The 25,771-nt window shown below is 67.8% G+C and carries 22 protein-coding genes and 1 pseudogene; 11 read left to right on the top strand and 12 right to left on the bottom strand.

Going from position 1 to position 25,771, the window contains the following annotated elements; all coding sequences use genetic code 11:
* Nucleotides 1–492: cellulose binding domain-containing protein (locus L0U85_RS18055; RefSeq protein ID WP_241379151.1), on the bottom strand; the 492-nt coding region annotated here is incomplete at its 3' end.
* An 874-nt stretch (nucleotides 493–1,366) separates the two neighbouring features.
* Between L0U85_RS18055 and katG the strand changes: the two genes are divergently transcribed.
* Nucleotides 1,367–3,568, top strand: coding sequence for a catalase/peroxidase HPI (gene katG / locus L0U85_RS18050; protein WP_277606010.1), 2,202 nt, complete (start codon nucleotides 1,367–1,369; stop codon nucleotides 3,566–3,568).
* A gap of 219 nt (nucleotides 3,569–3,787) precedes the next feature.
* Here the strand turns inward: katG and L0U85_RS18045 are convergent, their stop codons facing one another.
* The 4 genes from L0U85_RS18045 to L0U85_RS18030 all read right to left on the bottom strand — a co-directional run bounded on the left by L0U85_RS18045 (nucleotide 3,788) and on the right by L0U85_RS18030 (nucleotide 8,227).
* A complete protein-coding gene (locus tag L0U85_RS18045) occupies nucleotides 3,788–4,552 on the bottom strand; it encodes an enoyl-CoA hydratase-related protein (RefSeq protein ID WP_241379150.1) in 765 nt (254 codons plus the stop codon).
* A 14-nt stretch (nucleotides 4,553–4,566) separates the two neighbouring features.
* Nucleotides 4,567–5,859 (bottom strand): hypothetical protein, encoded by a 1,293-nt coding sequence (locus L0U85_RS18040; protein ID WP_241379149.1) that lies wholly within the window; start codon nucleotides 5,857–5,859, stop codon nucleotides 4,567–4,569.
* Nucleotides 5,856–7,349, bottom strand: a complete 1,494-nt coding sequence (locus L0U85_RS18035) for an amino acid adenylation domain-containing protein (RefSeq protein ID WP_347177479.1) — start codon at nucleotides 7,347–7,349, stop codon at nucleotides 5,856–5,858. Before L0U85_RS18035 ends, L0U85_RS18040 begins: the two co-directional genes overlap by 4 nt.
* Nucleotides 7,350–7,837: 488 nt before the next feature.
* Nucleotides 7,838–8,227 carry a hypothetical protein gene (locus L0U85_RS18030; RefSeq protein ID WP_241379147.1) on the bottom strand — a complete coding sequence of 130 codons (390 nt, stop codon included), beginning with the start codon at nucleotides 8,225–8,227 and terminating at the stop codon, nucleotides 7,838–7,840.
* A 29-nt stretch (nucleotides 8,228–8,256) separates the two neighbouring features.
* Between L0U85_RS18030 and L0U85_RS18025 the strand changes: the two are divergent.
* A pseudogene (locus tag L0U85_RS18025) lies at nucleotides 8,257–8,496 on the top strand (aldehyde dehydrogenase family protein); the annotation flags it as partial.
* Nucleotides 8,497–8,508: 12 nt separating this feature from the next.
* Here the strand turns inward: L0U85_RS18025 and L0U85_RS18020 are convergent.
* On the bottom strand, nucleotides 8,509–9,072 hold the full coding sequence (locus L0U85_RS18020; protein WP_241379145.1) for a DUF4386 family protein: 564 nt from the start codon (nucleotides 9,070–9,072) through the stop codon (nucleotides 8,509–8,511).
* Between the two features lie 88 nt (nucleotides 9,073–9,160).
* Between L0U85_RS18020 and L0U85_RS18015 the strand changes: the two genes are divergently transcribed.
* The 5 genes from L0U85_RS18015 (at nucleotide 9,161) to L0U85_RS17995 (ending at nucleotide 14,753) form a co-directional block, all read left to right on the top strand.
* Nucleotides 9,161–9,820: a TetR/AcrR family transcriptional regulator gene (locus tag L0U85_RS18015; RefSeq protein ID WP_277606009.1), complete on the top strand. Its 660-nt coding sequence runs from the start codon at nucleotides 9,161–9,163 to the stop codon at nucleotides 9,818–9,820.
* Nucleotides 9,821–9,954: 134 nt separating this feature from the next.
* On the top strand, nucleotides 9,955–11,625 hold the full coding sequence (locus L0U85_RS18010; RefSeq protein ID WP_241379143.1) for an RICIN domain-containing protein: 1,671 nt from the start codon (nucleotides 9,955–9,957) through the stop codon (nucleotides 11,623–11,625).
* A gap of 48 nt (nucleotides 11,626–11,673) precedes the next feature.
* Nucleotides 11,674–12,519: a class I SAM-dependent methyltransferase gene (locus L0U85_RS18005; protein WP_241379142.1), complete on the top strand. Its 846-nt coding sequence runs from the start codon at nucleotides 11,674–11,676 to the stop codon at nucleotides 12,517–12,519.
* A 183-nt stretch (nucleotides 12,520–12,702) separates the two neighbouring features.
* Nucleotides 12,703–12,945 carry a hypothetical protein gene (locus L0U85_RS18000; protein WP_241379141.1) on the top strand — a complete coding sequence of 81 codons (243 nt, stop codon included), beginning with the start codon at nucleotides 12,703–12,705 and terminating at the stop codon, nucleotides 12,943–12,945.
* 140 nt (nucleotides 12,946–13,085) lie between these two features.
* Nucleotides 13,086–14,753 carry a BCCT family transporter gene (locus tag L0U85_RS17995; RefSeq protein ID WP_241379140.1) on the top strand — a complete coding sequence of 556 codons (1,668 nt, stop codon included), beginning with the start codon at nucleotides 13,086–13,088 and terminating at the stop codon, nucleotides 14,751–14,753.
* Between the two features lie 111 nt (nucleotides 14,754–14,864).
* Here L0U85_RS17995 and L0U85_RS17990 read toward each other — a convergent pair whose 3' ends face one another.
* A complete protein-coding gene (locus L0U85_RS17990) occupies nucleotides 14,865–15,779 on the bottom strand; it encodes a LysR family transcriptional regulator (protein ID WP_241379139.1) in 915 nt (304 codons plus the stop codon).
* 137 nt (nucleotides 15,780–15,916) lie between these two features.
* Between L0U85_RS17990 and L0U85_RS17985 the strand changes: the two genes are divergently transcribed.
* From L0U85_RS17985 to L0U85_RS17970, 4 genes are all read left to right on the top strand, one after another.
* A complete protein-coding gene (locus L0U85_RS17985; RefSeq protein ID WP_241379138.1) occupies nucleotides 15,917–16,777 on the top strand; it encodes an aldo/keto reductase in 861 nt (286 codons plus the stop codon).
* 33 nt (nucleotides 16,778–16,810) lie between these two features.
* On the top strand, nucleotides 16,811–17,743 hold the full coding sequence (locus L0U85_RS17980; RefSeq protein ID WP_241379137.1) for an aldo/keto reductase: 933 nt from the start codon (nucleotides 16,811–16,813) through the stop codon (nucleotides 17,741–17,743).
* A gap of 27 nt (nucleotides 17,744–17,770) precedes the next feature.
* Nucleotides 17,771–18,664, top strand: coding sequence for a homocysteine S-methyltransferase (gene mmuM, locus L0U85_RS17975; protein ID WP_241379136.1), 894 nt, complete (start codon nucleotides 17,771–17,773; stop codon nucleotides 18,662–18,664).
* 92 nt (nucleotides 18,665–18,756) lie between these two features.
* Nucleotides 18,757–19,404 carry a universal stress protein gene (locus tag L0U85_RS17970; protein WP_241379135.1) on the top strand — a complete coding sequence of 216 codons (648 nt, stop codon included), beginning with the start codon at nucleotides 18,757–18,759 and terminating at the stop codon, nucleotides 19,402–19,404.
* A gap of 41 nt (nucleotides 19,405–19,445) precedes the next feature.
* Here L0U85_RS17970 and L0U85_RS17965 read toward each other — a convergent pair whose 3' ends face one another.
* From L0U85_RS17965 to L0U85_RS17945, 5 genes are all read right to left on the bottom strand, one after another.
* Complete coding sequence (locus tag L0U85_RS17965; protein ID WP_241379134.1) at nucleotides 19,446–20,198, bottom strand: GNAT family N-acetyltransferase; 753 nt, start codon at nucleotides 20,196–20,198, stop codon at nucleotides 19,446–19,448.
* A gap of 21 nt (nucleotides 20,199–20,219) precedes the next feature.
* Nucleotides 20,220–22,478, bottom strand: coding sequence for a hypothetical protein (locus tag L0U85_RS17960; protein ID WP_241379133.1), 2,259 nt, complete (start codon nucleotides 22,476–22,478; stop codon nucleotides 20,220–20,222).
* A gap of 276 nt (nucleotides 22,479–22,754) precedes the next feature.
* A complete protein-coding gene (locus L0U85_RS17955; protein ID WP_241379132.1) occupies nucleotides 22,755–23,474 on the bottom strand; it encodes an HAD family hydrolase in 720 nt (239 codons plus the stop codon).
* 431 nt (nucleotides 23,475–23,905) lie between these two features.
* Nucleotides 23,906–24,211 carry a hypothetical protein gene (locus L0U85_RS17950; protein WP_241379131.1) on the bottom strand — a complete coding sequence of 102 codons (306 nt, stop codon included), beginning with the start codon at nucleotides 24,209–24,211 and terminating at the stop codon, nucleotides 23,906–23,908.
* A gap of 497 nt (nucleotides 24,212–24,708) precedes the next feature.
* Nucleotides 24,709–25,410 carry a DUF1211 domain-containing protein gene (locus L0U85_RS17945; RefSeq protein ID WP_241379130.1) on the bottom strand — a complete coding sequence of 234 codons (702 nt, stop codon included), beginning with the start codon at nucleotides 25,408–25,410 and terminating at the stop codon, nucleotides 24,709–24,711.
* Nucleotides 25,411–25,771: the final 361 nt, after the last annotated feature.

The following is a 25,771-nucleotide window of genomic DNA, read 5'->3' as shown; positions in this document are numbered from 1 at the left end:
TCCCAGATTCCAGCCGGCGCCCATGTCTTCGACGATCTGCGCATCGCCTATGGGGGGCGTGGTCGGGTCGTCCGTGGTTGGCTCGTCGGTCGTCGGCTCGTCGGAGGTCGGGTTGTCGCTCCCGTCGCAGGCGACGCCGTTGATCTTCACGTTGGTGACGTCTCCACCGGTGCCGGAAGCGGTGAAGCCGAAGACCTCGCGGGTCTGGCCGGAGGCGATCGAGCCGTTCCAACCGGCATCCGTGGCGCTGAAGTGCGAACCGTCCAACGACTGGTTCGACACATTCCAGGCGTCCACGCCCGAGACCGAGGAGGTGAAGTCCCACTCGATCGTCCAGCCGTCGATCGCCTCACCGGCGGTGATGCTGACGTTGGCCTGGAAGCCCGAGCCCCAGTCGTTGACGACGTTGAAGTCGACCTCACAGCCTTCCTCGGCGTTCGCGACCATCGGCGCTACGAGCCCGACACCGACCAAGGCGCCGACCATGGACATGATGATCAGGATTGCCCGTTTCCGGGTTCTTCGAATGGTGTCTAGCATGACGCTCCTTCACTGTGTGTTGCCTGAGCAACGACGCTCGCAACATTTCATCGACGAGCGTCGATGAAATATTAAGTTGTGAGGTCCAACTTTGTCAATCCAGGTCACCGTTGGCGCAATCCGGGCTACCAGTTGCGGGACTAGTCGATTGCTGGGCGCCGCTTGAGATGTGCCTGGCCTATAACGCGAGCGGAACCAGGTCGGATTGCGGCTGGACCCAATGCGTGCCATCGCGCAGTCGGTGCAGTCGGTGCAGTCGGACGGCTTCGATCAAACAGCCCGCACCGAAGAGTCGGTCGGCCAGGGACGATCCGGCCCGCGCCCATCACGTCGGTCGAGGTCCGGGCGTATTCCGGTCTCGCCGCGGCTGACGGGCTCGAATGCGGCCGCCAGGACCGCGCGGGTCCCAGCCGCACGTTTGAACCACCCCGGTTCGCGTCAGCCGCTACCTCACCATCAGGGAAGAGTTCCACGACGTCACAGCGTGAACTCCGGTTGTAGTACCGGCGGAGTCGTTTCGGCCGCGCTAGGGTCAGTCAGGCGGCCTCGCATGGCTGCTACCTGCGGAAATGTGTTCGCATAGGCCGCTATGAGGCCTGCAGAATCGATAGCGAGGCCCAGACCGCGTACGGACGTTTGTCCGCGTAGCCGGGTGCGCGCGCCCGGCCCGAGCGGAGCGCTGAGTCGCGCTCATACGGCCGCGTGCAACGCCGCCAGAATGTAGGCGAATTCCTAGTATTCGTAGGTATTGTGGTGATATGAGGTCAAGGGGCTCCCCCATCGCGGATCGAGGGCTCCCCGAAGCCACGACGCGTGAGGATTCCCGATGTCTGCCCAGCAAGACGCCAACGTTCCCGACACCGAATCCGAGGAGAGCTACCGCCGCGCGCTGCTCCCCGCCCAAGGCGGCGGGAACCGCGAATGGTGGCCCGACCGGCTCAACTTGAAACTGCTCGCCAAGAGCCCCGGCAACCCGCTCGGCGAGGACTTCGACTACGTCGCGGCCTTCGAACGCCTGGACCTGGCGGCGGTGAAGCGGGACATCAAGGCGGTCCTGACCACCTCGCAAGACTGGTGGCCGGCCGACTTCGGGCATTACGGCCCGCTCATTATCCGCATGGCCTGGCACAGCGCCGGCACCTACCGCATCAGCGACGGCCGCGGCGGCGCCGGCACCAGCCAGCAGCGCTTCGCGCCGCTCAACAGCTGGCCCGACAACATCAGCCTCGACAAGGCCCGTCGCCTGATGTGGCCGGTCAAGCAGAAGTACGGCCGCAGCCTCTCGTGGGCCGACCTGATGATCCTCGCCGGGAACGTCGCCCTGGAGTCGATGGGTTTGAAGACCTTCGGATTCGGCGGCGGTCGGAGAGACGCCTGGGAGGCCGACGAGGACGTCTACTGGGGGCCCGAGTCCGGCTGGCTCGAACAGCAGCGATACCACGGCAAACGCGAGCTCGAGGACACGTTCGCCGCGGCCCAGATGGGGCTCATCTACGTCAACCCGCAAGGTCCCGACGGCAATCCGGATCCGGTCGCCGCGGCGGCCGACATCCGCGAGACGTTCCGCCGCATGGCGATGGACGACGAGGAGACCGTCGCGCTCATCGTCGGCGGCCACACCTTCGGCAAGACTCACGGCGCGGCTCCCGAATCGAACCTCGGCCCGGAACCTGAGGCCGCCCCGCTCGAAGCGCAAGGCCTGGGCTGGAGCAACGCGTTCGGCACCGGCAAGGGCCCTGACACCATCACCAGCGGGCTCGAAGGCACGTGGACGAGCACGCCGACCCAGTGGGACAACGGCTTCCTGGAAATCCTGTTCGGGTTCGAATGGGAGCTGACGCAGAGCCCGGCCGGGGCCCACCAGTGGCGGCCGAAGGAAGGCGCGGGCGCGGACACGGTCCCCGACGCGCACGACCCTGCCAAACGCCACGCGCCCACGATGCTGACCACCGACCTCTCGCTGCGCTTCGACCCGGTCTACGAGCCGATCTCGCGGCGCTTCCTCGAGCACCCGGACGAGCTGGCGGACGCTTTCGCCCGCGCGTGGTTCAAACTGACCCACCGCGACATGGGGCCGATCGCCCGCTATCTCGGCCCTGAGGTCCCGGAAGAGCGGCTGCTGTGGCAGGACCCGCTCCCGGAGGCGACGCACGATCCGATCGGCGACGATGACATCGCCGAGCTCAAGGACCGGATCCTCGCCTCGGGCCTCACGGTCCCGCAACTGGTCTCCGTCGCCTGGGCCGCGGCCTCCTCGTTCCGCGGCAGCGACAAGCGCGGCGGCGCCAACGGCGCCCGCATCCGGCTCGAACCGCAGAAGGACTGGGAGGTCAACGAACCCGACCAGCTCGCGATCGTGCTCCGCGGGTTGGAGGGCGTCCGGGAGGCGTTCAACGCCACCCGGGGCAGGCATGTCTCGCTGGCCGACTTGATCGTCCTCGGCGGGTCCGCGGCCGTCGAACAGGCCGCGAAGGACGCCGGACACGATGTGGCGGTCCCGTTCGCGCCAGGCCGCGTCGACGCCTCGGCAGAGCAGACCGACGCCGAGTCCTTCGCGCCGCTCGAGCCGACCGCGGACGGGTTCCGCAACTACCTCGGCAAGGAACACCCGGTCCCGGCCGAGTTCCACCTCGTCGACCGGTCGAACCTGCTCACCCTCAACGTGCCGGAGATGACCGTCCTCATCGGCGGGCTGCGGGTTCTGGGGGCGAACTTCAAGGCCTCGCCGCTCGGTGTGTTCACCGACAGACTCGGCACGCTGACCAACGACTTCTTCGTGAATCTGCTCGCGCCTGACATCACTTGGACGGCGACTTCGAAGGACTCGCAGACCTACGAGGCCCGCGACAACGCCACCGGCGAGGTCAAATGGACCGGCAGCCGCGTCGACCTGGTCTTCGGCTCGAATTCGGAGCTCCGCGCGGTGGCCGAGGTCTACGCGAGCGACGACGGCGAGGAGCATTTCGTGCGCGACTTCGTCAAAGCCTGGACGAAGGTCATGAACCTCGACCGGTTCGATCTCGCCTGACTCCCGGTCAAGTTCACAACCGCTTCGCCCGTCACCGGACCGAGGCTACAGCTGCGCGTCTGCGCGTTGAGGACGGTGGGACCTCCCCGATCGACACTCTGTGGCCTGGTCCGGTTACAGCATAGGGCGCGTCGGCTTGCGGCCAGATCAGATGCGGCAAGAGCTGCGTTCTCCGACGACCACCGCTCCGGTTGACACCGTTCACGTCCGGCCGCGAGCTCACTGCCCGGTGAACGACGCCGATCGCTTCTCCAGGAACGCCTGCATCCCCTCCTTCTGGTCCTGCGTCGCGAAGAGCGAGTGGAAGACCCTTCGCTCGTATCGGATGCCGTCGGCGAGGCCCGTCTCCAACGCGCGGTCGACGCAGTCACGTGCGGCCATCACGGCGAGCTTGCCGTAACCGGCGATCTGCTCGGCGACTTCGGCGGCCTCGGTGGACAGACGGTCGGCGGGCACGACTCGGGAGACCAGGCCGATGCGCTCGGCCTCGTCGGCGTCGACCAGCCTGCCGGTGAGGATCATGTCCATCGCCTTGGCCCTGCCCACCAGTCTGGTGAGCCGCTGTGTACCGCCGATGCCGGGAATGACGCCGAGCGTGATCTCGGGCTGGCCGAATTTGGCGTTGTCGGCCGCGATGATCAGGTCGCACATCATCGCCAGTTCGCACCCGCCGCCGAGCGCGTAGCCGGCGACCGCGGCGATCTTCGGTGTGCGCAGGGCCGCGAAGGCCTCCCACCCGGCGAAGAAGTCCTCGGTCATCATGTCCGCGGCGGACTTCTCGGACATCTCGGCGATGTCGGCGCCGGCCGCGAAGGCGCGTTCGGATCCGGTGATCACGAAGCAGCCGACGTCGGGGTCGCGGTCGAGGGGCGTCAAAGCGTCGACCAGTTCGGTCATGAGCTCGGTGTCGAGGGCGTTGAGGACTTCGGGCCGGTGCAGGCGCACCCGCACGACCCGGCCTGTGCGTTCGATCTTCAGTGGCACGATGTCTGCCTTTCTCAGGAGTCCCAGATGGCGCCGTACGCGGGGATGCCCCTGCGTTCGAGGCCGTGGACTACCTGCCAGGTGAGTTTCTTGTTGGAGATGCAGATGACCGCCTCGGCGCCGAAGTCGCGGTGGGCCTCGCAGGCCAGGCGGACCATGTCGGGTTTGCCTTGCTGTGCGGTGTCCCAGATCCGAGCGTCGGGCTGGACAGCGAGGATCTCGTCGATCAGTCCGTCGCCGAACGTCTCCCGCGGTGCGCGGGTCGACCAGACCAGGAGCGCCGGAACCTTCTGGGCGAGCAGGTGGGGAAGGCAGGGGCCTATGCCGCTGCCGGTCGCCACGTATACGACCCTGCGGAACAGGACCTCGATGTTGGCAACTCCTGCCACCGTGATGCCCTTGACCCACACATGCTTCGGCATGTCGTCGATGAACCGGCCGGTCCAGTCGCCCGCGCGTGAGATCGTCAGCCGGAAGCCGTGCTCGTCGGGCGATGGGATGTTCGCGAACGAATGCCACTCCCGCAGCGGGGATCGGCTGATCGCGGTCGAGGATCCGGCAAAGGGTTTGCGGCCGTGTGTGAACCGGGCGATGGCCACGTGCGACGACGGCCGCTCGATGTCCACCGGGACTCGGCGCAGACGGGTCCACGGTGCGGCGATCGCCACTGTGATGACGGACAGCACCCAGAACTCCGGCGTGGAGACCAGCGATGCCCCGCTGTGTCCGACCTGGACGAACGTGAGGATCCACAGGAGCACCAGCGACAGCCAGCCGCCGAAACGGTGGACCAGCTCGAAGCGGTTGTGGTACTTGGCCCGCAGCTTCGGGAGCGTCGTCACCACGATGCAGACGAACAGCGCCACCAGCGCGTACGCCACCACGAGAACGTCGGCGGGCGCGCTCTGGGCGGTGGACAGAGCGACGAACACGCCGAACCACAGCGTCCCCGCAAGCGCTCCTCCGACGTGCAGGCCGCCGAAGTGGTACACCTTGGCCAGCGTCCAGCGCACTCGCAGCGGCCACGTGACCGGTGCGGCCGTGGCCAGCCGGAACAGCAGGTTGATCAGGCGTTGACGGCGGATCAGGATTGCCAGGGCGAAGTTGACCAGCGCGGCTCGGGAGGCGAACTCGGCGGTGATGCCGTCGGGCAGTGCCAGACCCATCGCCGCCAGGTTCACCGCGATCACTGCCGCGGCCAGCCGGTTGTAGTGCATCAGCGCCGGATGTTTGAAGACGCGTCGCGTTCGCGGAAGGAGTGGCGGGAGCGCGACTTCGCCGGTAGTACCTTCCTTGAGGAGGCTCATGCCGCCGCACCTCCCTCGGCACGTGCGAGACTCAGCAGCTGTGCCTTGTCGATCTTGCCTCGGCAGGTCAAGGGGAGCGCGTCGATTCCGTGGACGGCGTCCGGCACGCAGTAGTACGGCAGGGCGTCGGCGACGGCTTTGCGAGCGAGGTCCGAATCGACGGTTGCGGGCTGGACGAATGAGACCAGCGAGCGGTCGTCCAGTTTGACGGTGGCGGCCCTGACGCAGTCGGGCACGCTCTCCAGGACGGCGGACACCGAGTCCAGCTCGACTCGGAATCCGCGGACCTTCACCTGATCGTCGGTGCGTCCGAAGTGCTCGAGCTCGCCTTCGTGGGTCCAGCGGCCCAGGTCGCGGGTGCGGAACATCATCTTGCCGCCGCCGAGGAACGGATCGGGCGCGTAACGCTCGGCGTTGAGCTCGGGGTTGGCCAGATAGCCGGCGGAGACGCAGTCCCCGCCCGCCCACATCTCGCCTACCTCGCCGATCGGGAGGGGATTGCGCTGCTCGTCGAGGATGTAGACGGTGTTGTTGGGTGTGGGCTTGCCGATCGTGAGTAGCTCGGCGCCTGGGCGGTACAGCTGCATCGTGTTCACGATCGTGGTCTCGGTCGGGCCGCACCCGTTGTAGAAGGTGCTCCGATGGGCCCACCGTTCGGCCAGCGGGCGGGGGCAGGGCTCGCCGGCGACGGCGACGGTCCGGATCCGTTCGCACGCGTCGGGGTCGATCCGGGACAGGATGGTCGGGGTCGCGATCAGGACGTTCACCTTGCGGGCGGTCTCGCTGATGTCGTCACCGCGGATGAGCAGCGTGCCGCCGTGGGTGAGGCATCCGAGGATCTCCCACGCGGCCATGTCGAAGGCGATGTTGAGGATCTGGCCGACGACGGTCCCCGGCCGGATCCCGAGGTCGCCGGGCTGGGTCAGCAGCAGGTTCGCCACGTTGGCGTGGGTGACCGCGACACCGTTGGGCGTGCCCGTAGTTCCCGAGGTGAACAGGACGTAGCAGGCCCGCTCGGGTTCCGAGCCGATGCGCGGTCCCGGGACGTCGGTCCGCTCTGCCATGACCGCGTCGATGTCGATACCGACATTCCCGGCCGGAATTTCCACCGGCGCGTCGGACTGCGTGAGCACGACCTTGGTCCCCGCGGTGTTCAGGATGTGTCGGAGTGCCGGGGTCCGCACCATCTTGGCGTCCTGTGGCACATAGGCCGCGCCGGTTTTCAGAATCGCCAGGATGCCCACCAGCATCGGGATTCCACGGCGGACGACCAGCGCGACGTTGTGGCCTGGGCGGACGCCGTGCCGAACGAGGCGGGCGGCCAGCCGGTCGGCGTGCCGTTCCAGCTCACCGTAGGTGATCTGGTTTCCGCGGTGTTCGGCGGCGATCGCGGAGGGCATCGTGGCGGCATACCCTTCGATCACCTCGTGGATCGACAATCGGGGGACGGTACGAGCGGGACCCCAGCCGTACCGGCGGAACCGTTCCATGTCCCGCTCGCCCAATACGGTCGGCTGAACTGAAAGGCCGGACTGCGGTTCAGGTCTGTCGATGAGTTGTGTTGATCTACGGCCGCTGTCGCGACCGAGTCGGTGCCTCGGGTAATCGAAATCAGGCATAGGTTTCTACCGCCGGTTTCGCTGTTGGTTATCGGGTCTCGATTCGATGGTGATCTGATTTTGTGAATAGGGAGATCAATATCGCTTCACTGTTCATGAAGGACAGATGATGCCCTTCGCTCGGCTACGGACCCTGCCCATCGCGTGCCGGTCCGACCTGGTGAGAGCCCCCGCGCGGACTTTCCGATGGGAGCGCTTCGAACGAATTTGAGTATAGACAATTATAAATATTGAGTCAATGCCTGCGAGGCTTTCGATGAGCGTTAGCGACTCAGTGGCACGTCGATTCGGGTCGGGATCCTCGCGGCCGCTCCGCCTCAATGGGCGCCGTCGCCGCCGAGCTTCGGTGGCCCCCGAGTTCAACCGGTGGCCGCGGTCAAGTCGGTCAACAGACGGGAGAGCGGACCGGCTGTGAGCATGCCGCTGCCTGCACCGGCCAGTTCGTCTGCTGCCGGCGCGAGTTCGAGCTTGGCTCGTTCCATCGCCTCTCGGTCGCCCAGTGCTATCGCGGCGCGGGCGGTGAGGCTCCACATCGCCTCGAACAACAGGTCTCGGGGCGGTTCGGGTGTTCGCCGCAGTGCTTCGGCGGCTTGCGGACGGCTTCCCCGCTCCAGCAGCACGAGTGGGCGGGCCGGCCCAGGGCTCGTAGGGCCCCAGTCGACTGCGTCATGGAAGTCGGCCGACCGGTCGTGCTGCATTCGCAGGCACAGCATGGCCGGCGGCGGCAGGCCGCGTTCCACGCCGGGCATGCCCGCGCCTTCGAGTCGCGCCGCCGCCGATGTCCACAAGCCGCTTCGGGCGCTCGGCGTCGACCTCGACGACCTCGCCGGGCGGCAGCGCGCTCGCCCTCACCGTCGAGCTGCTCGCGCGCACGGTCGAGCAAACCGAGGCCGATGTGGACGCCGCGGTCGGAGCGGCCCGCGAGGCTTTCCTGACCTGGCGAGACGTTCCGGCGCCGGTGCGCGGCAACCTGGTGAAGCGCCGGGGGCGGCTGCTCACCGAGCACAAGACCGAGGTCGGCACCCGGAGGTCACTTGACGAGTGCCCCCGCTCTCGGAGAGGCTGATGCAGGCTGCGGGAACCCTTGGCGGAGGAGCAGCAGGCCGAAGGCGATCTCGAACAGTCCTCCGGGGACGGAGAGCACGACGCCGGCGCCGGGAACCATGAACTCCAGGATCGCGCCGAGGCCGAGCAGGGCGTATCCGGCGACGCCCCACAAGCAGAGCCATTTGGGCGCCCAGCGGTGCTCGGCCAGCGCGAGGCACAACGGGATGCTGCCGACGGCGAGGATCAGCATGGCGGCGCCGTAGAGGACGTCGTTGCCTTCGGAGTCGCCCGAAGCCAGGAGGAACGCGCCGGTGCCGAGCAGAACGGCTTCGGCGATGCGGACTCCCAGATACGCCCGGGCGACTCGCGGGGCGAGCGGTCGCAGCGGGCCGAGCATCAAAGCGCCGATCGCGGCCACCGCGATCGAGTTGAGCAGGATGAGTCCGATGCCGATCGGCTGGTCGGCCATTGCGCTGCCGCCGCCGTAGAGGAGGAAGGCGGACAGGAACTGGGCGCCGACGGTGCGGCCGGCGAGGAGAGATGACATGAGAGGCTCCAGACGTACTTAGTAAGCTTACTTAGTACGTTACGGTGGTATCGTCGGCGGGTCAAGCGAATCGAGGAGGAGTGCTCATATGGCAGACGCCGATATCCGGCCGAGGCGGACAGGGCCTCTGAGTCGTGACCGGGTGGTGGCCGCCGCCGCCGAACTCGCGGACGCCGACGGGCTCGGCGCCCTCACGATGCGATCGCTGGCGACCGCACTCGAAGTCAAGCCGATGTCGCTGTACAACCACATCGCCGACAAAGAGGACCTGCTGGACGGCATGGTGGATCTGGTGTTCGGCCATATCGCGCTTCCGGATGCGCACGGGCGGTGGCGACCCGAGATCCGCACTCGCGCCGCCTCCGCGCGCGAGGTGCTCGCACGGCATCCGTGGGCACTGGCGCTGATGGACAGCAGGTCGACGCCCGGACCGGCGACCCTGCGTCACCACGACGCGGTGGTCGGCGTGCTGATGAACAACGGTTTCTCGCCGGCGATGACCGCGCGCGCCTATACGATCGTCGACTCCTACGTCTACGGGTTCGTTCTTCAGGAGGCGTCTTTCCCGCTCGACCCCGGGACCGACCCGAGCGAGGCGATCGGCGCGGTTCCCGACGACACCCTGTACCCGCATCTGGCCGCGCTCGCCACCGAGCACCTGATGCGGCCCGGCTTTTCGTTTCGGGCGGAGTTCGAACCGGGGCTCGACCTCGTCCTCGACGCGGTCGGGGGTCTCGCCGGGCGATAGCCGGATTTCAGCAGGAATAGGCCAATTGAAATGTGTGGATCTTTGCGCTATCGTGATCACTGACGGATAACGTTATCCGATTTCGATACGCGGGAGCCCCCGGCGAAGCTCACCGCATGGCGCAAAGGAGCACCATGTCAACCTACAACCGAACAGAGGAACCGCGCCGCGCCCACGGCGCATCATTCAACCGGCGGCAACTGCTCCAAGGAGCGGCCCTCGCCGGCGGCCTGGTGATAGGCGGCCTCGGCGGCACCGCCGTCGCCCGGGCCCAGACCGGCGCTCATCCCGGAATGCTCCACACCCAGGCCGACTTCTCGCGCATGCGGGAGAAGCTCGACGCTGATCAGGCACCGTGGAGCCAGGGCTGGGACGAACTCATCGCCAACGGTCACGCTTCCAGCGACTGGACGCCGAGACCGACCGACACCATCGTCCGCGGCGGCGACGGGCAGAACTACCCGCAGCTGTACCGCGACGTACACGCCGCCTACCAGAACGCGCTGCACTGGAGGATCAGCGGTTCGACCGCCCACCGCGACAAGGCCGTCGAGATCTGCAACGCCTGGTCCGGAACGCTCCAGGAGATCACCGGCAACGCCGACCGGTACCTGGCGGCCGGGATCTACGGCTACCAGTTCTGCAACGCCGCAGAACTCGTCCGGGATGCACCCGGCTTCGACCTCGGCCGGTTCCGGCAGATGATGACGGACGTCTTCTATCCGCTGAACAACTCGTTCCTGGTCAACCACAACGACGCCTGCATCACCAACTACTGGGCGAACTGGGACCTGTGCAACATGGCCTCGATCATGGCCATCGGCATTCTGCGCGACGATCAGTCCCTGTTCGACCAGGCGGTCGACTACTTCTGGAACGGCGAGGGCAACGGCTCGATCGAGAACGCGATCCCATTCGTCCACGGCGACGGGCTCGCGCAGTGGCAGGAGTCCGGCCGCGACCAGGCGCACTCCATGATGGGCATCGGCTTGATGGCCGCGATCATGGAGATGGCCTGGAATCAGGGCGTCGACCTGTACTCTGCCAGGGACGACGCCTTCGCCAAGGCCGCCGAGTACGTCGCCCGCTACAACCTCGGCCACGACGATCTGCCGTTCACGACCTACAGCTGGGGCTCCGGACAGAACTGCGCCTATCGCGAGCACACGCAGATCTCCGCCGATCATCGCGGGCAGGAGAGGCCGGTGTGGGAAATGGTCTACAACCACTACGGCGTCAGGCGCGGGCGCGCGATGCCCAACGTCGCCCGGATGGCCGCCCAAGTGCGCGCCGAAGGCGGCGGCGGGGACTACGGGCTCACCTCGGGGGGCTTCGACGCCCTCGGCTTCGGCACGCTGGCCCACATGCGGTCGAGCTCCTGGGTCGACGGCGGCGTCTACACGCTCATGAGCGAACGTTCCGGGAAGGTCCTCGACAACGGGAACAGCACGACCGTGGGCGCGCGCGTGATGCAGTGGGACGAGAACGGCGGTCCCCAGCAACGATGGAGGATCAGGTGGGTCGGCGAAGGCCGCTACTCGATCACCTGCGAGCGCTCGGGTATGGCTCTGGACAACAGCACCAGCACGAGCGACGGCGCGACGGTCATCCAGTGGACCTATCACGGCGGCTCGCAGCAGCGCTGGCGAATCACCGATGTCGGTGGCGGCGCCGTCAAGCTCACCTGCCAGAGCTCGGGCAAAGTGCTCGACAACGGCAACGGGGAGTCCAACGGGGACACCGCGATCCAGTGGGCCGACAACGGAGGTCCGCAGCAGCGCTGGTTCCTGCGACGAGTCGGCTGAGCGTCGATGCCACGGCCGCAGGGCAAACCTGCGGGTAGAGTCACGCCTGTGGCGAACGAGGAGATGAGTCGGAACTGGCGCGAAGGGGCCGCCGGCTGGGTGGCGAACGAGGCGATCTACGACGCGGTGTTCGCTCCCGTGACGGCGGCCATCATCGACGCCGCGGCGTTGCGGCCGGGGCACCGGATGCTGGACGTGGGTTGCGGCCCCGGAACATTGCTGGCCGCGGGGGTCGCCGCCGACGCGACGTCCGTCGGGGTCGACATCTCGGCGGAGATGGCCGAGGCGGCGCGACACCGCGCGCCGGAGGCCACCGTGGTCGTCGCCGACGCCCAGGTCGCCGACCTGCTCACCGACGGGCCCTACGACCGCGTGCTCTCCAGGTTCGGTGTCATGTTCTTCGACGACCCCGCCGCCGCCTTCGCCAACATTCGCCGGGCCTGCGCACCACGGGCACGGATGGCCTTCGCCTGTTGGCGCGGCCTGGACGAGAACCCCATGTTCACGCTGGGGTCCACCCTCCTCACCGAACGGCTCGACCCGCAGCCTGAATCGCCGCCGCCGGGTGCTCCGGGCCCCACGGCGTTCGCCGACGCCGACCGGCTCTCGTCGCTGCTGGAGGACGGCGGTTGGGGCTCGATCGACGTCGATCCGCTCGATTTCGAATGCGACTACGGCGTCTCCGGCAGCGACGGCGTCGAAGAGCGGCTCGCCACCGTCCTCAGCTCTGGAACCGGACGCCTCGCTCGAGAGCAACTGCTTCCCCGCCTGGGCCCCGACGGCTGGGAGGCACTCGTGGACGACGTGCGAGCAGAACTGCGCCGCCACCGCGTGAACGGCAGCCTCAGGTTCCCGGGCGCGGCCTGGCTGGTGACCGCGGAAAACAGGGCCTGAGTCGCGGGCCGATAGACCGTCGGACACGGTCGGCGCAGTCGAGTTCGGCGAGGATGCGGCTCACGTGGCGCGGCCCTCCCTGTCGGGTCGGTCTCGCATTCGCGCCTCGGCACGGACGCGGCTCCATTCACCGACCGGGCCGCGTTCGAGGCTCTGCCGGGTCCGTTGGTCCACTTGCTTCAGTTGAGCCTGTTCACCACCGGGATCCGGCGACCTCGCGGCGGCGTGTCGGCGCTGTCGATCCTGCTGCCGATGCTGTTCCTCGGCTCGCGGACTCTGGGGAACATGCCCGCGATCGGGCCCGTCGCCCGGTACCTGCCCGACCAGGTCGGCATGCACCCTGGAACGGCATCGGCATCCTGGTGCTGTGGACGGTCGCGTCGCTGGTCGGCGTCTGGATCGTCCTGTGGCGAACGTAATGTCTGAGCCCGACCGTGTGAATGCACGGAAAGCGACGGCGCAATCACGGAATTGCGCCCAATCGAAGCCAGCATTGCATCTGGACCGCGGACATGTTCGAATAGAATGGAATCGCCCCATACCTCGATAAATCTACTTAGGAATCAATGAGTTCTCCAAGAGAGAAGACACAAGAGCCCACGGAGTCGGCGGTGCGCGCCGCCGTCTCGAGAGTGCGCGAGGCCATAGCACCGAGGGTCTTCTATCCCTCGGCGCTCATCATCCTCGCATTCATCCTCGTCGGAACCCTCTGGCAGACCGAGACTCCCGCGGATGGCGAAACCAAGGAGACCGACTTCTCAGTCGTTCTCGACCGCGTCAACACCTGGATCACCGAGAAGCTCGGCTGGTACTACATCCTGGTCGTGTTCGCCTTCGTGGTGTTCACGCTGGTCGTCGGCCTGTCCCGCTTCGGAGGCATCAGGCTCGGGCCCGACGACTCCAAACCCGAGTTCTCCCGCATGTCCTGGTTCGCCATGCTCTTCAGCGCCGGAATGGGCATCGGGCTGGTGTTCTGGGGCGCCGCCGAGCCGCTGGCGCACTATGCCACACCGCCGTACGCCGAGCCCGAAACCGAGCAGGCCGCCCGCGACGCCATGCACGCCTCGTTCATGCACTGGGGCGTCCACGCCTGGGCGATCTACGTGGTGGTCGGGTTGGCACTGGCCTACGCCGTCCACCGCAAGGGTCGGCCGCTGTCGCTGCGATGGGCGCTGGAGCCGCTGCTCGGCAGGCACGTCCGGGGCTGGCTCGGCGACCTCATCGACGTCACGGCCGTCGTGTCGACCCTGTTCGGGGTGGCGACCTCGCTCGGCCTCGGCGCCCAGCAGGTCAACGCCGGACTGGACTACCTGGGCCTCGTCTCCACCCCCGAGTCCTCCACACAGACCAACTTCGCCCAGATCGCCATCATCGCCGTCATCACCTCGATCGCACTGTGGTCGGTCCTGACAGGTGTGAAGAAGGGGATCAAATGGCTCTCCAACATCAATATCGTGGCGGCCGCGGTCCTGCTCACCAGCGTCTTCATCGTCGGTCCGACACTGTTCGAGCTGCGTGAGCTGTTCACCACCGTCGGCTACTACCTCCAGAACATCCTCCGGACCTCGCTCGACGCCGGCGCCTACCCGGCCGAACAGAGCGGCTATCCCGAAGAAGGCGGATTCCAGGCCGCTTGGACCGCCTTCTACTGGGGCTGGTGGATCAGCTGGGCGCCGTTCGTCGGCGTGTTCATCGCGAGGATCTCGAAGGGCCGCACCGTCCGCGAGTTCTGCCTGGGAGTGCTCCTGGTGCCCACCGCGATCTCGTTCGTCTGGTTCGCGTTCATGGGCGGCACCGCTCTGCACCAGGCCATGGAAGGCGCCGACATTCTCGGACTCGACGAGGCCTCGGCCCTGTTCGCGATGCTCGACGGGCTGCCGGCCTCGCAGCTCCTGGCCGGTCTGGCGACCCTGCTCGTGGTGACGTTCTTCGTCACCTCGTCCGACTCCGGTTCGCTGGTGATCGACACGCTCGCCTCCGGCGGAAACCTGGAGCCGCCGAAGCCCACCCGGGCGTTCTGGGCTCTGGCCGAGGGCGCCGTGGCGATCACCCTGCTGGTCGTCGGCGGTATCGCGGCGCTGCAGACGGTCTCGATCGTGACCGCGCTGCCGTTCTCGATCATCATGATCGGTATCTGCGCGGCCACCTGGAAGGCGCTCAGCAAGGAGCACCGGGCGCTGTCGCGGGGCTCCAAGCGCAGGCGCGAGAAGGCGAACGTCTCAGCAGAAAGCTGAGCGACCATGCAGGCGACGCGTATCGCCAGGAAACATTGAGAGCGGCCCGAACCCTCGCGGGTTCGGGCCGTTCCGTGTCGCCGACTGGCGAGTCCTGCTACGCGAACGCGGTCAGGCTAGAGGCTCCGCTGATTCCGCGCCGCAGGCGGGCGTGTCCTTGAGCAGTTCGAGCAGGTGCGCGGCCGGGGCGTCGGCCTGGTCCCAAGCGGTGGAGACGACCGATACGATCCATTCAGGAGTGCTGTCGTCGGACAACGGGAGGACCCGAAGCCCGGCGGCCTGCGGCTTCGCGGCGACGTGCCTGGGCACCACCGCGATGCCGAGGCCGCGGGCGACGAGGTCCAGGAGGGTGTGCACGTCGTTGACCGAGCACCGGACCCGGCGGTGCGCGCCGTGTGCCGCGAAGGCGGCGTCGTTCATCGTGCGGACGCCCCAGGAGGGCCCGAAGTCGACGCAGTCCTGGTCGTCGAGAGCCTCCCAGCGGACCGACGCCCCGGCGGCGAGCGGATGTCCGGGCGGCAGGAGGACCATGAGCGGCTCGCGACCGATCTCCTTGTGGGGCAGGGTGCTGAGATGCTTGTCGGTGGCTACGAACGCGACGTCGAGCTCGCCGGCGCGGAGCAGCCCGAGCAGGTCGTGGGAGCCGGTCTGGACGAAGTGGGTCTCGACTCGGGGGTGTCGCCGGTGGAACCGGTCGAGCAGGGACGCGACGTCGACCAGGCCGAGGCACTGCTCCGCGCCGATCCGCAGGGAACCGGACACGGCGCGGCTGGCCTTGACCACCGCGTCCCGTCCGCCGGCGGCCTGTTCGAGCATCGTCCGCGCATAGGGCAGGAGCGCCAGTCCGGCCTCGGTGGGTTCGACCCGGCGCGTGGTGCGAATGAACAGGCTGGTGCCCAGCTCCTCCTCCAGGCCGCGGATCGCCGCCGACAGGCCCGATTGCGAGATCCCGGCGAGCTCCGCGGCTCGTGTGAAGTGCCTCTCATCGGCGAGTGCGACCAGGTACTCCATCTGCCGCAGATCCATTACTGATTTCCTTCGCTTCTCAATCTCATGAATGTCAGTTGTTGGACTTCTAGATTAGTGCTCCCTAGGATGGCGAAGGCAAGCACGTGGGCAACCGAACCTCGGTATCGACGTGCCTCAATTCTCAAGGAGCAGTCATGCAGCAGCGCACCATCGGCGGTCGGGACGTCTCGGCGATCGGCCTCGGCGGCATGCCGATGTCCATCGAAGGCCGCCCCGAAGCCGAACGATCGATCGCGACGATCCACGCGGCACTCGACGCCGGCGTGACCCTCATCGACACCGCCGACGCCTACCACCGCGACGCAGGCGAAGTCGGGCACAACGAATCGCTCATCGCGCGGGCCCTGCACGAGCGCGGCGCCGACGCCGACGAGGTGCTCGTCGCGACCAAGGGCGGCCACCTGCGCCCCGGCGACGGCAGCTGGACCCAGAACGGCGGCCCCGAATACCTCAAGGAGGCGGCGAAGGCCTCGGCGAAGCGGCTCGGCGTCGAGGCGATCGGGCTGTACCAGTTCCACCGCCCCGATCCCACCGTGCCGTACGCCGACTCGGTCGGCGCGATCCGCGACCTGCTCGACGAGGGCCTGATCCTGATGGCCGGCATCTCGAACGCGAACGTCGCCCAGATCGACGAGGCGAACGAGATCCTCGGCGGCCGACTCGTCTCGGTGCAGAACCAGTTCTCGCCGCGGTTCAGGTCCAGCCAGGGCGAGCTCGAGCACTGCGCGAAACTCGGCGTCGCCTTCCTGCCGTGGAGCCCGCTCGGCGGCATCGCGAAGGCGCCCGAGCTCGCGAACCGGCACGCCGCCTTCGGCGAGGTCGCGGCCGAGCTCGGCGTCAGCGCCTACCAGGTCACTCTCGCCTGGCAGCTCGCGCTGGCGCCGGTGGTGGTTCCTATTCCGGGCGCCTCACGGCCGGAATCCATTCGCGACTCGGCCGGGGCGGCCGACATCGAGCTCACCGCCGACCAGGTCACCCGACTCTCCGCGGCCTGACCGCATCCCATCTCTGAAGGCGAGGAACCTTTCGTGAAGACGTTCAACCTGCCAGGCACCGAGATCACCGCGCCCAATGTGGTGCTCGGCCTGATGCGCATCCAGGAGAAGACCGATGACGAGGTGCGCAAACTGGTCCGCACCGCGACCGAGGCGGGCATCACCTTCCTCGACCACGCCGACATCTACGGCAGCGAAGTGCACGGCTGCGAGCGGCGCTTCGCCGAGGCGATGAAGCTGACGCCCACCGAGCGCGAACGGCTGGTCATCCAGACCAAGGCCGGGATCGTGCGCGAAGGCCCGTACTTCGACTTCTCCTACGAGCACATCGTCGAGTCGGTGAACGGCTCGCTGGAGGCGCTCGACACCGACTACATCGACATCCTGCTGCTCCACCGCCCGGACGCGCTCGTCGAACCCGAGGAGGTCGCCCGCGCCTTCGACGACCTCGCCGAAGCGGGGAAGGTCCGCGCCTTCGGCGTCTCGAACCACACCCCGCGCCAGATCGACCTGCTGCGCCGGTACGTCGATCGGCCGATCGTCGCCAACCAGGTGCAGCTGTCGATCACCCACTCCCCATTGATCGCCCAGGGCGTGGCCGCCAACATGCAGGGGCTCGACCAGTCGATCAGCCGCGACGACGGCCTGGTCGACTACTGCCGCCTGCACGACATCACCGTGCAAGCATGGTCGCCGTTCCAGGCGGGCTTCTTCGACGGCCCGTTCCTCGGCTCGGAGCGCTTTCCGGAGCTCAACGAGGTGATCGACCGGCTCGCCGCGAAGTACGACGTGCCGCCGATCGCGATCGCCGTCGCCTGGATCACCCGCCACCCCGCGCAGATGCAGGTGGTCATCGGCACCACCTCGCCCGAGCGGGTCGCCGGTTCGGCGCAGGGATCGGAAGTTCCGCTGACCAGGCCGGAGTGGTACGAGCTCCTGCGCGCCGCCGGCTACACCGTGCCGTAATCCGAAGCCGGGGAGCATACTTGCGTCGTGGGATTCGAGATTGCCCAGGACGAGGTCCTGATAGCCGACGGCGGGTTGGCGACCGAGCTCGAGGCGAACGGCCATGACCTGAGCGATGCGCTGTGGTCGGCGCGGCTGCTGATGGACTCGCCCGAGGCGGTCCGCGCCGCGCACTCGGCGTTCTTCCGCTCCGGTGCCCGCATCGCGACCACGGCGAGCTATCAGGCCTCGTTCGAGGGCCTCGCCTCCCGCGGCATAGGACGCGAGGAGGCGAAACGGCTCCTGCGCCGCAGCGTCGAGCTGGCACGCCAAGCCTGCGACGAGGTCGGCGGCGAGCGGTGGATCGCGGCCTCGGTCGGACCGTACGGCGCGGCCCTGGCCGACGGCTCGGAGTACCGCGGCCGCTACGGGCTGAGCGTCGCCGAGCTGACCGCCTGGCACCGGCCGCGCCTGGAGGCGCTCGCCGAAGCAGGCCCGGACGTGCTCGCGCTGGAGACGGTCCCCGACAGCGATGAAGGAGCGGCGCTGACGGCCGCGATCGAAGGACTGGGCGTGCCCGCCTGGCTCAGCTACACGATCGAAGGCGACCGCACCCGCGCCGGACAGCCTCTTGAGGAGGCGTTCGCGCTGGCCCGGGACGTGCCCCAGGTCGTCGCGGTCGGCGTCAACTGCTGCTCCCCCGCCGACGTCCGGCGCGCCGTCGAGATCGCACGCGAGACGACCGGTAAACCCGTGATCGTCTACCCCAACAGCGGCGAAGGCTGGGACGCCCGCGCACGGGCCTGGACCGGCGACTCCCGATTCGATCCCGTCCAGGCGGGCGAATGGGTCGCCGCGGGCGCCTCCGTCATCGGCGGCTGCTGCCGCGTCCGCCCCGACGACATCGCCGCACTCGCCCGAAGCGTCACGAGCGCGGGCTGAACACGAGTCGACGACGACTCCGAACGGGCACGGGCGACGGCGGCTCTCCTCGACCGTCGGCGGGGAACGGCCACGGACCCTAGCATGTTGGAATGGCGGAGTTCACGGTCTGGTATGTCCTCATCGCCGCTGGTATCTGGGCCGCCAGCGGACTCATCGCCCTGTGGTGGCTGACGCGGCAGGGCTACCGCGACCCCAGATGGATCCTGATGGCGATCGTGCTGGGGCCGGTCTTCGCGGCCATCGTCCAGGAGCGGTCCGAGCGGATTCCGAGGACGCTCTACGACGAGGGCAGCGACGCCGACGCCGCTTCGCGTATTCGCACGCTGGTGGGCGTCGACGGCTCGGCCGCCTCCGAGCGGGCCCTGGAGACCGTGGTGGACCTGCTCGGCGCCGACCGGACGTGGCTGCTGCTGGTCCACGTGGTCCCCTACGACATCGCCGAGTCCACGGAGTCAGAGGACACCGCAGCGATCACGGCGATCCAGGCGGAGCTGGCTTCCAAGGCAGAGCGCATCGGCGGCCAGGCCATTGAAAGCATCGTGGTGGCCGGGGCTCCCGCCCGGACCCTCCTGCAGTTGGCGAAGGACCACGATGTCGACCTCATCGCGTTGGGCCGCCACGGCTCGGGCCTGTCGAAAGCGGTCATGGGCAATGTCGCCCAGAAGGTCTCCCACCTGGCGACCACGGCGGTCCTCATCATCGGGGACGACAATCGGCCGCCTGCCACGGGCGACTAGGCGCCCTTCCCGACACCGTATCTCGGGCCGCAGGCCACGCCTCAATCGGCCGTGCCGGATCCAGTGGGCGCGGCCGTCGACCGCGGCAGGTCGGCGAGCGGCGTGGCGGCCGGATCGAGAAGGGCGATGCCGCTGGGGCCACCGGCGGCATCGAACAGGGCCTTGCCGGCAGGGTCGTCGGGAACCGCCCCCTCGGTGACCAGGAAGTAGTCCTCCAAGAACCCGCGGATCGGAGCCGCGGCCACATGGTCGCGCTCAGGCGCGAGCAACGCCTCGTCCAAGTGGAGCACGATCAACACCATGCCGTAGGCCCGCCCCTCGCCGGGCCGCAGCGACGGTTGGAAATACGGCAGGTCGAGCACCTTGGCGCCATGGCGACCGTAGAAGTCGTAGCGCCGCCGAGGATCGCCCCACGCCTCCCGGCCGACCGCCGCACCCGGGTGCTCCAATTCGGCCACGATCACGCACGGCCCATAGCTCCCGCTCCAGCGCTCGACGGCGGCCTCCAGCAGTCGGCCCCCGATCCCCGCCCCACGGTGGGCAGGGTCGACGGCCAGGTAGGAGAGCAACTGCACCCGCTGGGCCTCAGCCCAGTCGCCGACCGCTACGGCCACCGGTCGGCCCTCTACGTCGAAGGCCACAAGGACGCTGGCGGTCCCCTCCTGGAGGGCAGCCTCGATGTCGCTCAGCGAGTCCAGCTCGTGCGGGGGGAAGTTCGGTTCCAACAACTCGCGGTAGACGGCGGCGAGGACGGGGCCGGGCCGATCGATCTGGGAAATTCGAACAGTGTTCACGCCGCAATTCTCGCACCGAGATCAGTCCCGCGGCTTCCATGCCCTCCAAGACAAGAAGAACACGGACGCACTCAACACCACCGCCAACGCGCAGATTCCCCACACCGCCGACCAGGCGAACCCTTCGCCATTCTGGCCCGCCGTCTGAAGAATCTGGACGATGCCGGCGATCCCGAACACCGCGATGGCGCCCAACAGCGCCTCCATCATGCTCCTGCTGAACCGTTCCCGGCGCTCGTGGTCGGCATCGCGGCGGCGCTGAAGCTTCCCGGCCAGCGCGTCGAGACGCACCTCCAGGCGATCACTGAGCAGTTCCCGCAGCTTGGTGGCGAATTCGAGTTCCTGCCGTTCGACCTCGGCCGCCCGCACCAGCAGAACCAGGGTCTCGGCGTCAGTCGGGGAGGTCATCAGGTTCGGCGAACGGATCAGCGACAGCACCGACCGGACCTCGGTCGCGAAATCGTGCAGGGCGAGCTGTTCGCGGCGGAGCCGCTCGGCGTAGGCGCTGAGCGCCTCGGCACTGTCTTCGTCGGCTCTGCCCTCGACCAGGCTCATGACACGTGGGCGATGACCGGCCAGCCGGTGATGCCAGGCGCTGAAGAGCCCGCCGAGCGAGCCCACGAACTCGGCGACGGTCTCGAACATGCCGATGATGAAACTCGGGCTGCCGAACAGGGCCGTCACCGTGGTGTTCGCGGTCGCGGCCACCAGGTCGCCGTCCTTTCGCACGTTCCTGAGCAGTCTGCGCTCGTCGACGGCGAGCCGGGCCCAGTCGCAGATCGACCCGATGCCGTTGGGCACCGGGTGCAGCAGCGCCTGGGAGCCGAACAGGCCGAGCAGATCGTCCCCCGACTCCACCGGACGGCGCCGGTCGGCCGGGGTTGCGGGGCCGCGGCCGGCGCTGGCCTCGTGGACCGACACGAGCACGTGGTACCGGCCGGCTCGGGCCTCGACGGTGGCTCGGGCGCGGGCCGCGAGCATGTCGGCCACTCCGGATTGGACGGCGTCGGCGAATTCGGCCAGACGGTCCCATGCTGACTCGTGGTCTCCGCAGGAGACGTCGATGGCGGCGTGTTCGGAGGCGGCTCGGAACAGGGCGAACTGGACTTGGTGGGGGTCGCAGTCGAAGATCTCGGTCTCGAGCCTGAGGTAGTGGTTGCCCAACTGAGAGACCCGCACTTCCGCGGTCAGCTCGGCGATCTCCTCGCCGTCGGCGTGTCGCAGGGTCACCGGGGGCAGTTCGATGGCGGCGCCTTCGAAGCGGCGGTCGAGGTGTCCCGACCCGGCCCAAACGTCGTCGAGTTCGAAGGACTGCCTCACCGATCGGGCGTCGATTCCGGCGATCTTCGGGGGCGAGTTCATCGCTCGGACGAGTTCGACGGCGCTTTCGGGCTGGAGGCCGTTCACACCGAAGGGGAAGAGGTAGACGAGTTTGGCGTGGTCGACGGTGAGCCATTCGTCGTCTGATGCCGCCGCGATGCGCTCGAGGCTGAAGCGGTGGGCGCGCAGTTCGCTTCGTTCGATGTGGGAGAGGTCGGGGCTGTTCTCGGCTTGGCGGAGTGCCGCGATTCCGGCGGCGGCGTCGCCTTCGCCGGTGAGGACGGCTTGGGAGGCCTCGATCGCGGCCAGGACCGAGCGGTAGTAGGTCGCTCGGGCGCCGGCCAGTTCGAGGAAGTACTCGCGCAGCCGCGCGAGTTCGTCGCCGATGCGGCCACTGGATTCGATGAGCTGTTCACTGACCTGCACGGCCTCGGCGGTGGCCTGGGCGTGGCGGGTGAATTCGCCTCGGCACAGGGCCGATTCGACGTCGATCTCGCGCGCCAGCGAGTCGGCCAGGAGGGCGGCGGCGTCTCCGGCCGCGCGCGAGCGCTCGTCGGGGTCGTTGAGTCGCAGCAGCTTCCAGGTGGAGGCGAAGGCTTCGAGGGTGCCGATCAGCCTGTCGAACTGGTAGGTGTGCTCCCAGGCCTCGGAGCACAGGTACCAGACGTGGAGCCCCAGCAGCGCGGCCCCGGCCGGCCGGTCGATGACCTCGAGCATGTCCTGGCGCAGGACCTTCATCCGCCGGGCATCGTCGGCGGCGTCGCGGCGGCGCGTGGGGGTTCGTTCGCTCTCGGCGTTCCATCTCGGTAGTTCCCACAACCGGTCGACCTCGACGCCGTTGGTCTCCAGGTAGTCGGCCAGTGGGACGGGATCGTCGTCTATAAGCGACTCGAGTGCAGCCGAGGCAGGTTCATCGAGGAGATCCTGAGGCAGGCTTTGGAGGGTTGAGGGGTCCGCCATCTTCCAAAGCTAGCATGTAACACGCCTGGATGAGGTCCATTGTGCCCCATAGGCTCTCATCAAACGCGAAGCCGACGGCGGCCGCGACAGGTCGTGGTGGGCCGCCGCGGCTCCGGTCTGTCGACGGCGGCCATGGGCAATGTCGCCCAAAAGGTCTCCCACCGTGCCGGTCCTCATCGTCGGCACTGGTGCTCCGAAGCCGCCCTCGGCAGACGATTAGGCCGGGGCCGCCACCGAAGGCAGCTCACCCTCGACGATCGCCGGGGAATCGGCCGCTCAGTCGATGAAGTCGAGTACGTGGGACAGGCCCCGCTCGCCGATACGCGGCTCGGAGGGCAGGATGTAGGCACGGAGGCCGCAGGCCACGGCACCGCCGTCACGTGCGGGGTTGTCGCCCACCATGAGCGCGGCCCGGGGATCGACGCCGAGGCGCTCGCAGGCGGTGCGGAACAGCTCGGGGTCGGGCTTCTCGCGGCCGAGCCGGTAGGACAGGACGGCGTCCTCGACCAGGCCGCCGAGGCCGAAGTGCTCGAGGTGAACGTCCAGGTCCCAGGCGAGGTCGCTGACGATGCCGATCCGGATCCCGGCGTCGCGCAGCTCTCGCAGCACCGGACCGGTGTCGGCATAGGGAACCCAGGTGTCGGGGGCCCTCAGGACGTCGTAGGCGGGCTCCTCGATGCCGCGGAGGAACTCCACGCGGCTCCACCACTCCCGCATGGCCCGCCAGTGGCGCTCGGCCGAAAGGTCACGCCCGACCTGGGCCGCTGCTACCTCAGGAACCGAGTACGTCTCAGAGAGCTGAGCGGCGGCCTGGTCGAGGCCGCCGTCGCGTCCCGTCGCCGCGGCGACGCGCCGCAGCCAGGTCGTCAGGTCGATCATGTGGAACAGGGTGTTGCTGAAGTCGAAGAGCACGGCCTTGATCGGCGGAAGCGGTTCGGCCAGTTCGGCCTCGGTGGGCCGGTAGGCGGTGGGGCTGTCGAAGAGGCTGTGGATCACGGCGCGGCTTTCGGTTCGATGGGGTCGGCATGGGTCGAGTCCCGCGCTGGTCGGCGCGGGTCGTACCAGCGTAGTGGGCGCCGCTCGCGACCATCCCCGAAGAGCCCTTGGACCGTAGTCGTTCGCCACGGTCCACTGGGCGGCTTTGCTGTGGTGTGGGCGGGAATTGAACCCGCCTGTGCGAACCTGCCACACTACCGCTACCCTGTCGGCCGGTAGCTCTGCCTTGAGGTCACGGCTGTATCATCCGCGATTTCGTACTCTCCGATTCCATTGCAGTGCATTGGAATCATTTCGTACCCTGTTTTGTACTATCTAGATCCGGCCTTACCGTTGCCGTGTCCCCACTGGCCTTCGTCCCCGAATAATCGGTTCTGCCACAACGGAAAGGGAAGTCGCCCTTCGTCGGCTAGATCATTGTGCACATTAAGCTAGGCTCCCCGGATCATGCGCCTTGAGCGCATGTCCAGAAATCGCTGACGGGGATCTTCGCCCCCGAGCATCTCCGCGCTGACGTTGCCGTCGACATTCGCGAACTTCGGCGAATCGCCCCCGTTCGCGACGCCCCAGGCGGAACCAGAGTTCGAGCCGACGGCAGCGGCGCCGGCTGCGATCGGGCGCGTTCCCAAGCGCCCGACCTGGCGCACGTCGACGGACTTGACGTGGTTCCCCGTGAGGTGAGGAGCGCTCCCGATGGTCTCGCTCCCGTCCCCGGCGTAGTTCTCGCGGATCTGCACGCGATAACCGTACGGCGGCATATGCGCAGGCCAAAGTTTGTTACTGGCAAGTAGATCGCGCCGTGGGAGCGCTTCGTCTCCAGCTTGACCCATCTTTCCCGAGTGACCGGTACCGGCGCTATAGCGCCCATTCACCACGCTCACCCGAACTCAATGCCACACAAGACCAATGCACCCCATACAAAGGCGACCTCGAACTCATACTTTCGGACAGGACCAAGCTCGACCGAAAGATAATGTGAGCGCGCCCACTTTTGCCGCCACACCGAGCGGCCACATGGCCGACCCCCGAGAAGCCGAGGCTCCAGGACTGATCCAGAGCCCGCGCCGGCAGTGGTCGACCTGCAGCGATGCATCCTCGGACCGGCCGTCTGAGACTGTCTCGATGCACAGGTCAGGGCGGTGACACGGTCGACGGCGCCGTTCGAGCCCGCACTCCCCGCCTCGGGCTGCGCGCGCGGCACTGCAGAACTAAGAGGGCCGCCGGCCGACGCGAGTCAAGCGGCCGGTCGAGCGCTCCTACGCCTGTGCCGCTCGGCTGCGAATCCCGCCGGCACGAGCAGCAGCCAAAACCACATACCCGCCGAGGCCGACAAGAAGGCGACCGGAATCGACAGGAGGAAGACGGCAACCGGCACAGCCAGGTCGCGAAGTGGCAGAACCGCCCGGATGTCGACCGAATCCTTAGTGAGCCGGGGTCTCGCCCGGAGGCGCAGCAACATAATCAGGAAGGTGATGTCAATTGCCGCGACTGTGGCCGCGTATGCGGCCACTACCAGCGATTCGGTGCCGTACTCCGCTAGAAGGCCGGTCGGGAACGGAAACAGGGCGACCAGCCCGAGCCCGGCCAGGGCGAACCGCATCAGCGGCCCGTCGATCTTCCCGACGTACATGAATATGCGACGGTGTCCGCGCCAGAACAGGGCGATCACCACGAAACTCAGTGCGTACGCGCCCAGCTGCGGCAGCGTCTGACGAAGCGCGGGATAGAACTGTTCAGGGTCCAGGCCATCGGCGACCGAGATGTCAAGGACCAGCAGCGTAAGAGCGATGGCATAGACGCCGTCGGACAGGCCGATCAGCCGGGCCGGAGACCCGAATTCGGGATCCCCACCAGGTACCCCGGCCGGCACGTTCGCCACGGATCGCCGATCAGGACGATCGTCACCGAAAGAGAGGGAATCATCGTCTGTAGCCATCTGGGCATCCTAAGTTTCCGCAGCGCCTCCCGGATGGATCACCGCTGACACGGAGCAGCGGTTCCACGACCCACACGATGGCCGGCTCCCTCGTGCCCGTCGGACGCCGCGGCCGAGGCCGCGGCGACAACCGGGTCAGGACCGATCGACGCAATAGAACAAGGCCGCCTCACCGTTCCGGTCGTATTCCCAGGCCGACCAGAGGCTAGGGCAGTCTGAGCTGGACTTCTTCAAGAGGTCAGCTTCGGACAAGTCTTCCCCTACGGCCAGCTCCTCAGCACTGACCACCTCGCCGACTGCCGCCGATGCGCCGCAGTCGACCTGAGTTATTCAGGGCTGCAACGTCTCTGATGGACTCCAA

Origin of the sequence: Glycomyces sp. L485, from assembly GCF_022548875.1 — a bacterium.
In the GTDB taxonomy this organism is placed as follows: domain Bacteria; phylum Actinomycetota; class Actinomycetes; order Mycobacteriales; family Micromonosporaceae; genus Glycomyces.
This window is presented reverse-complemented; position numbering and strand designations above follow the sequence as displayed.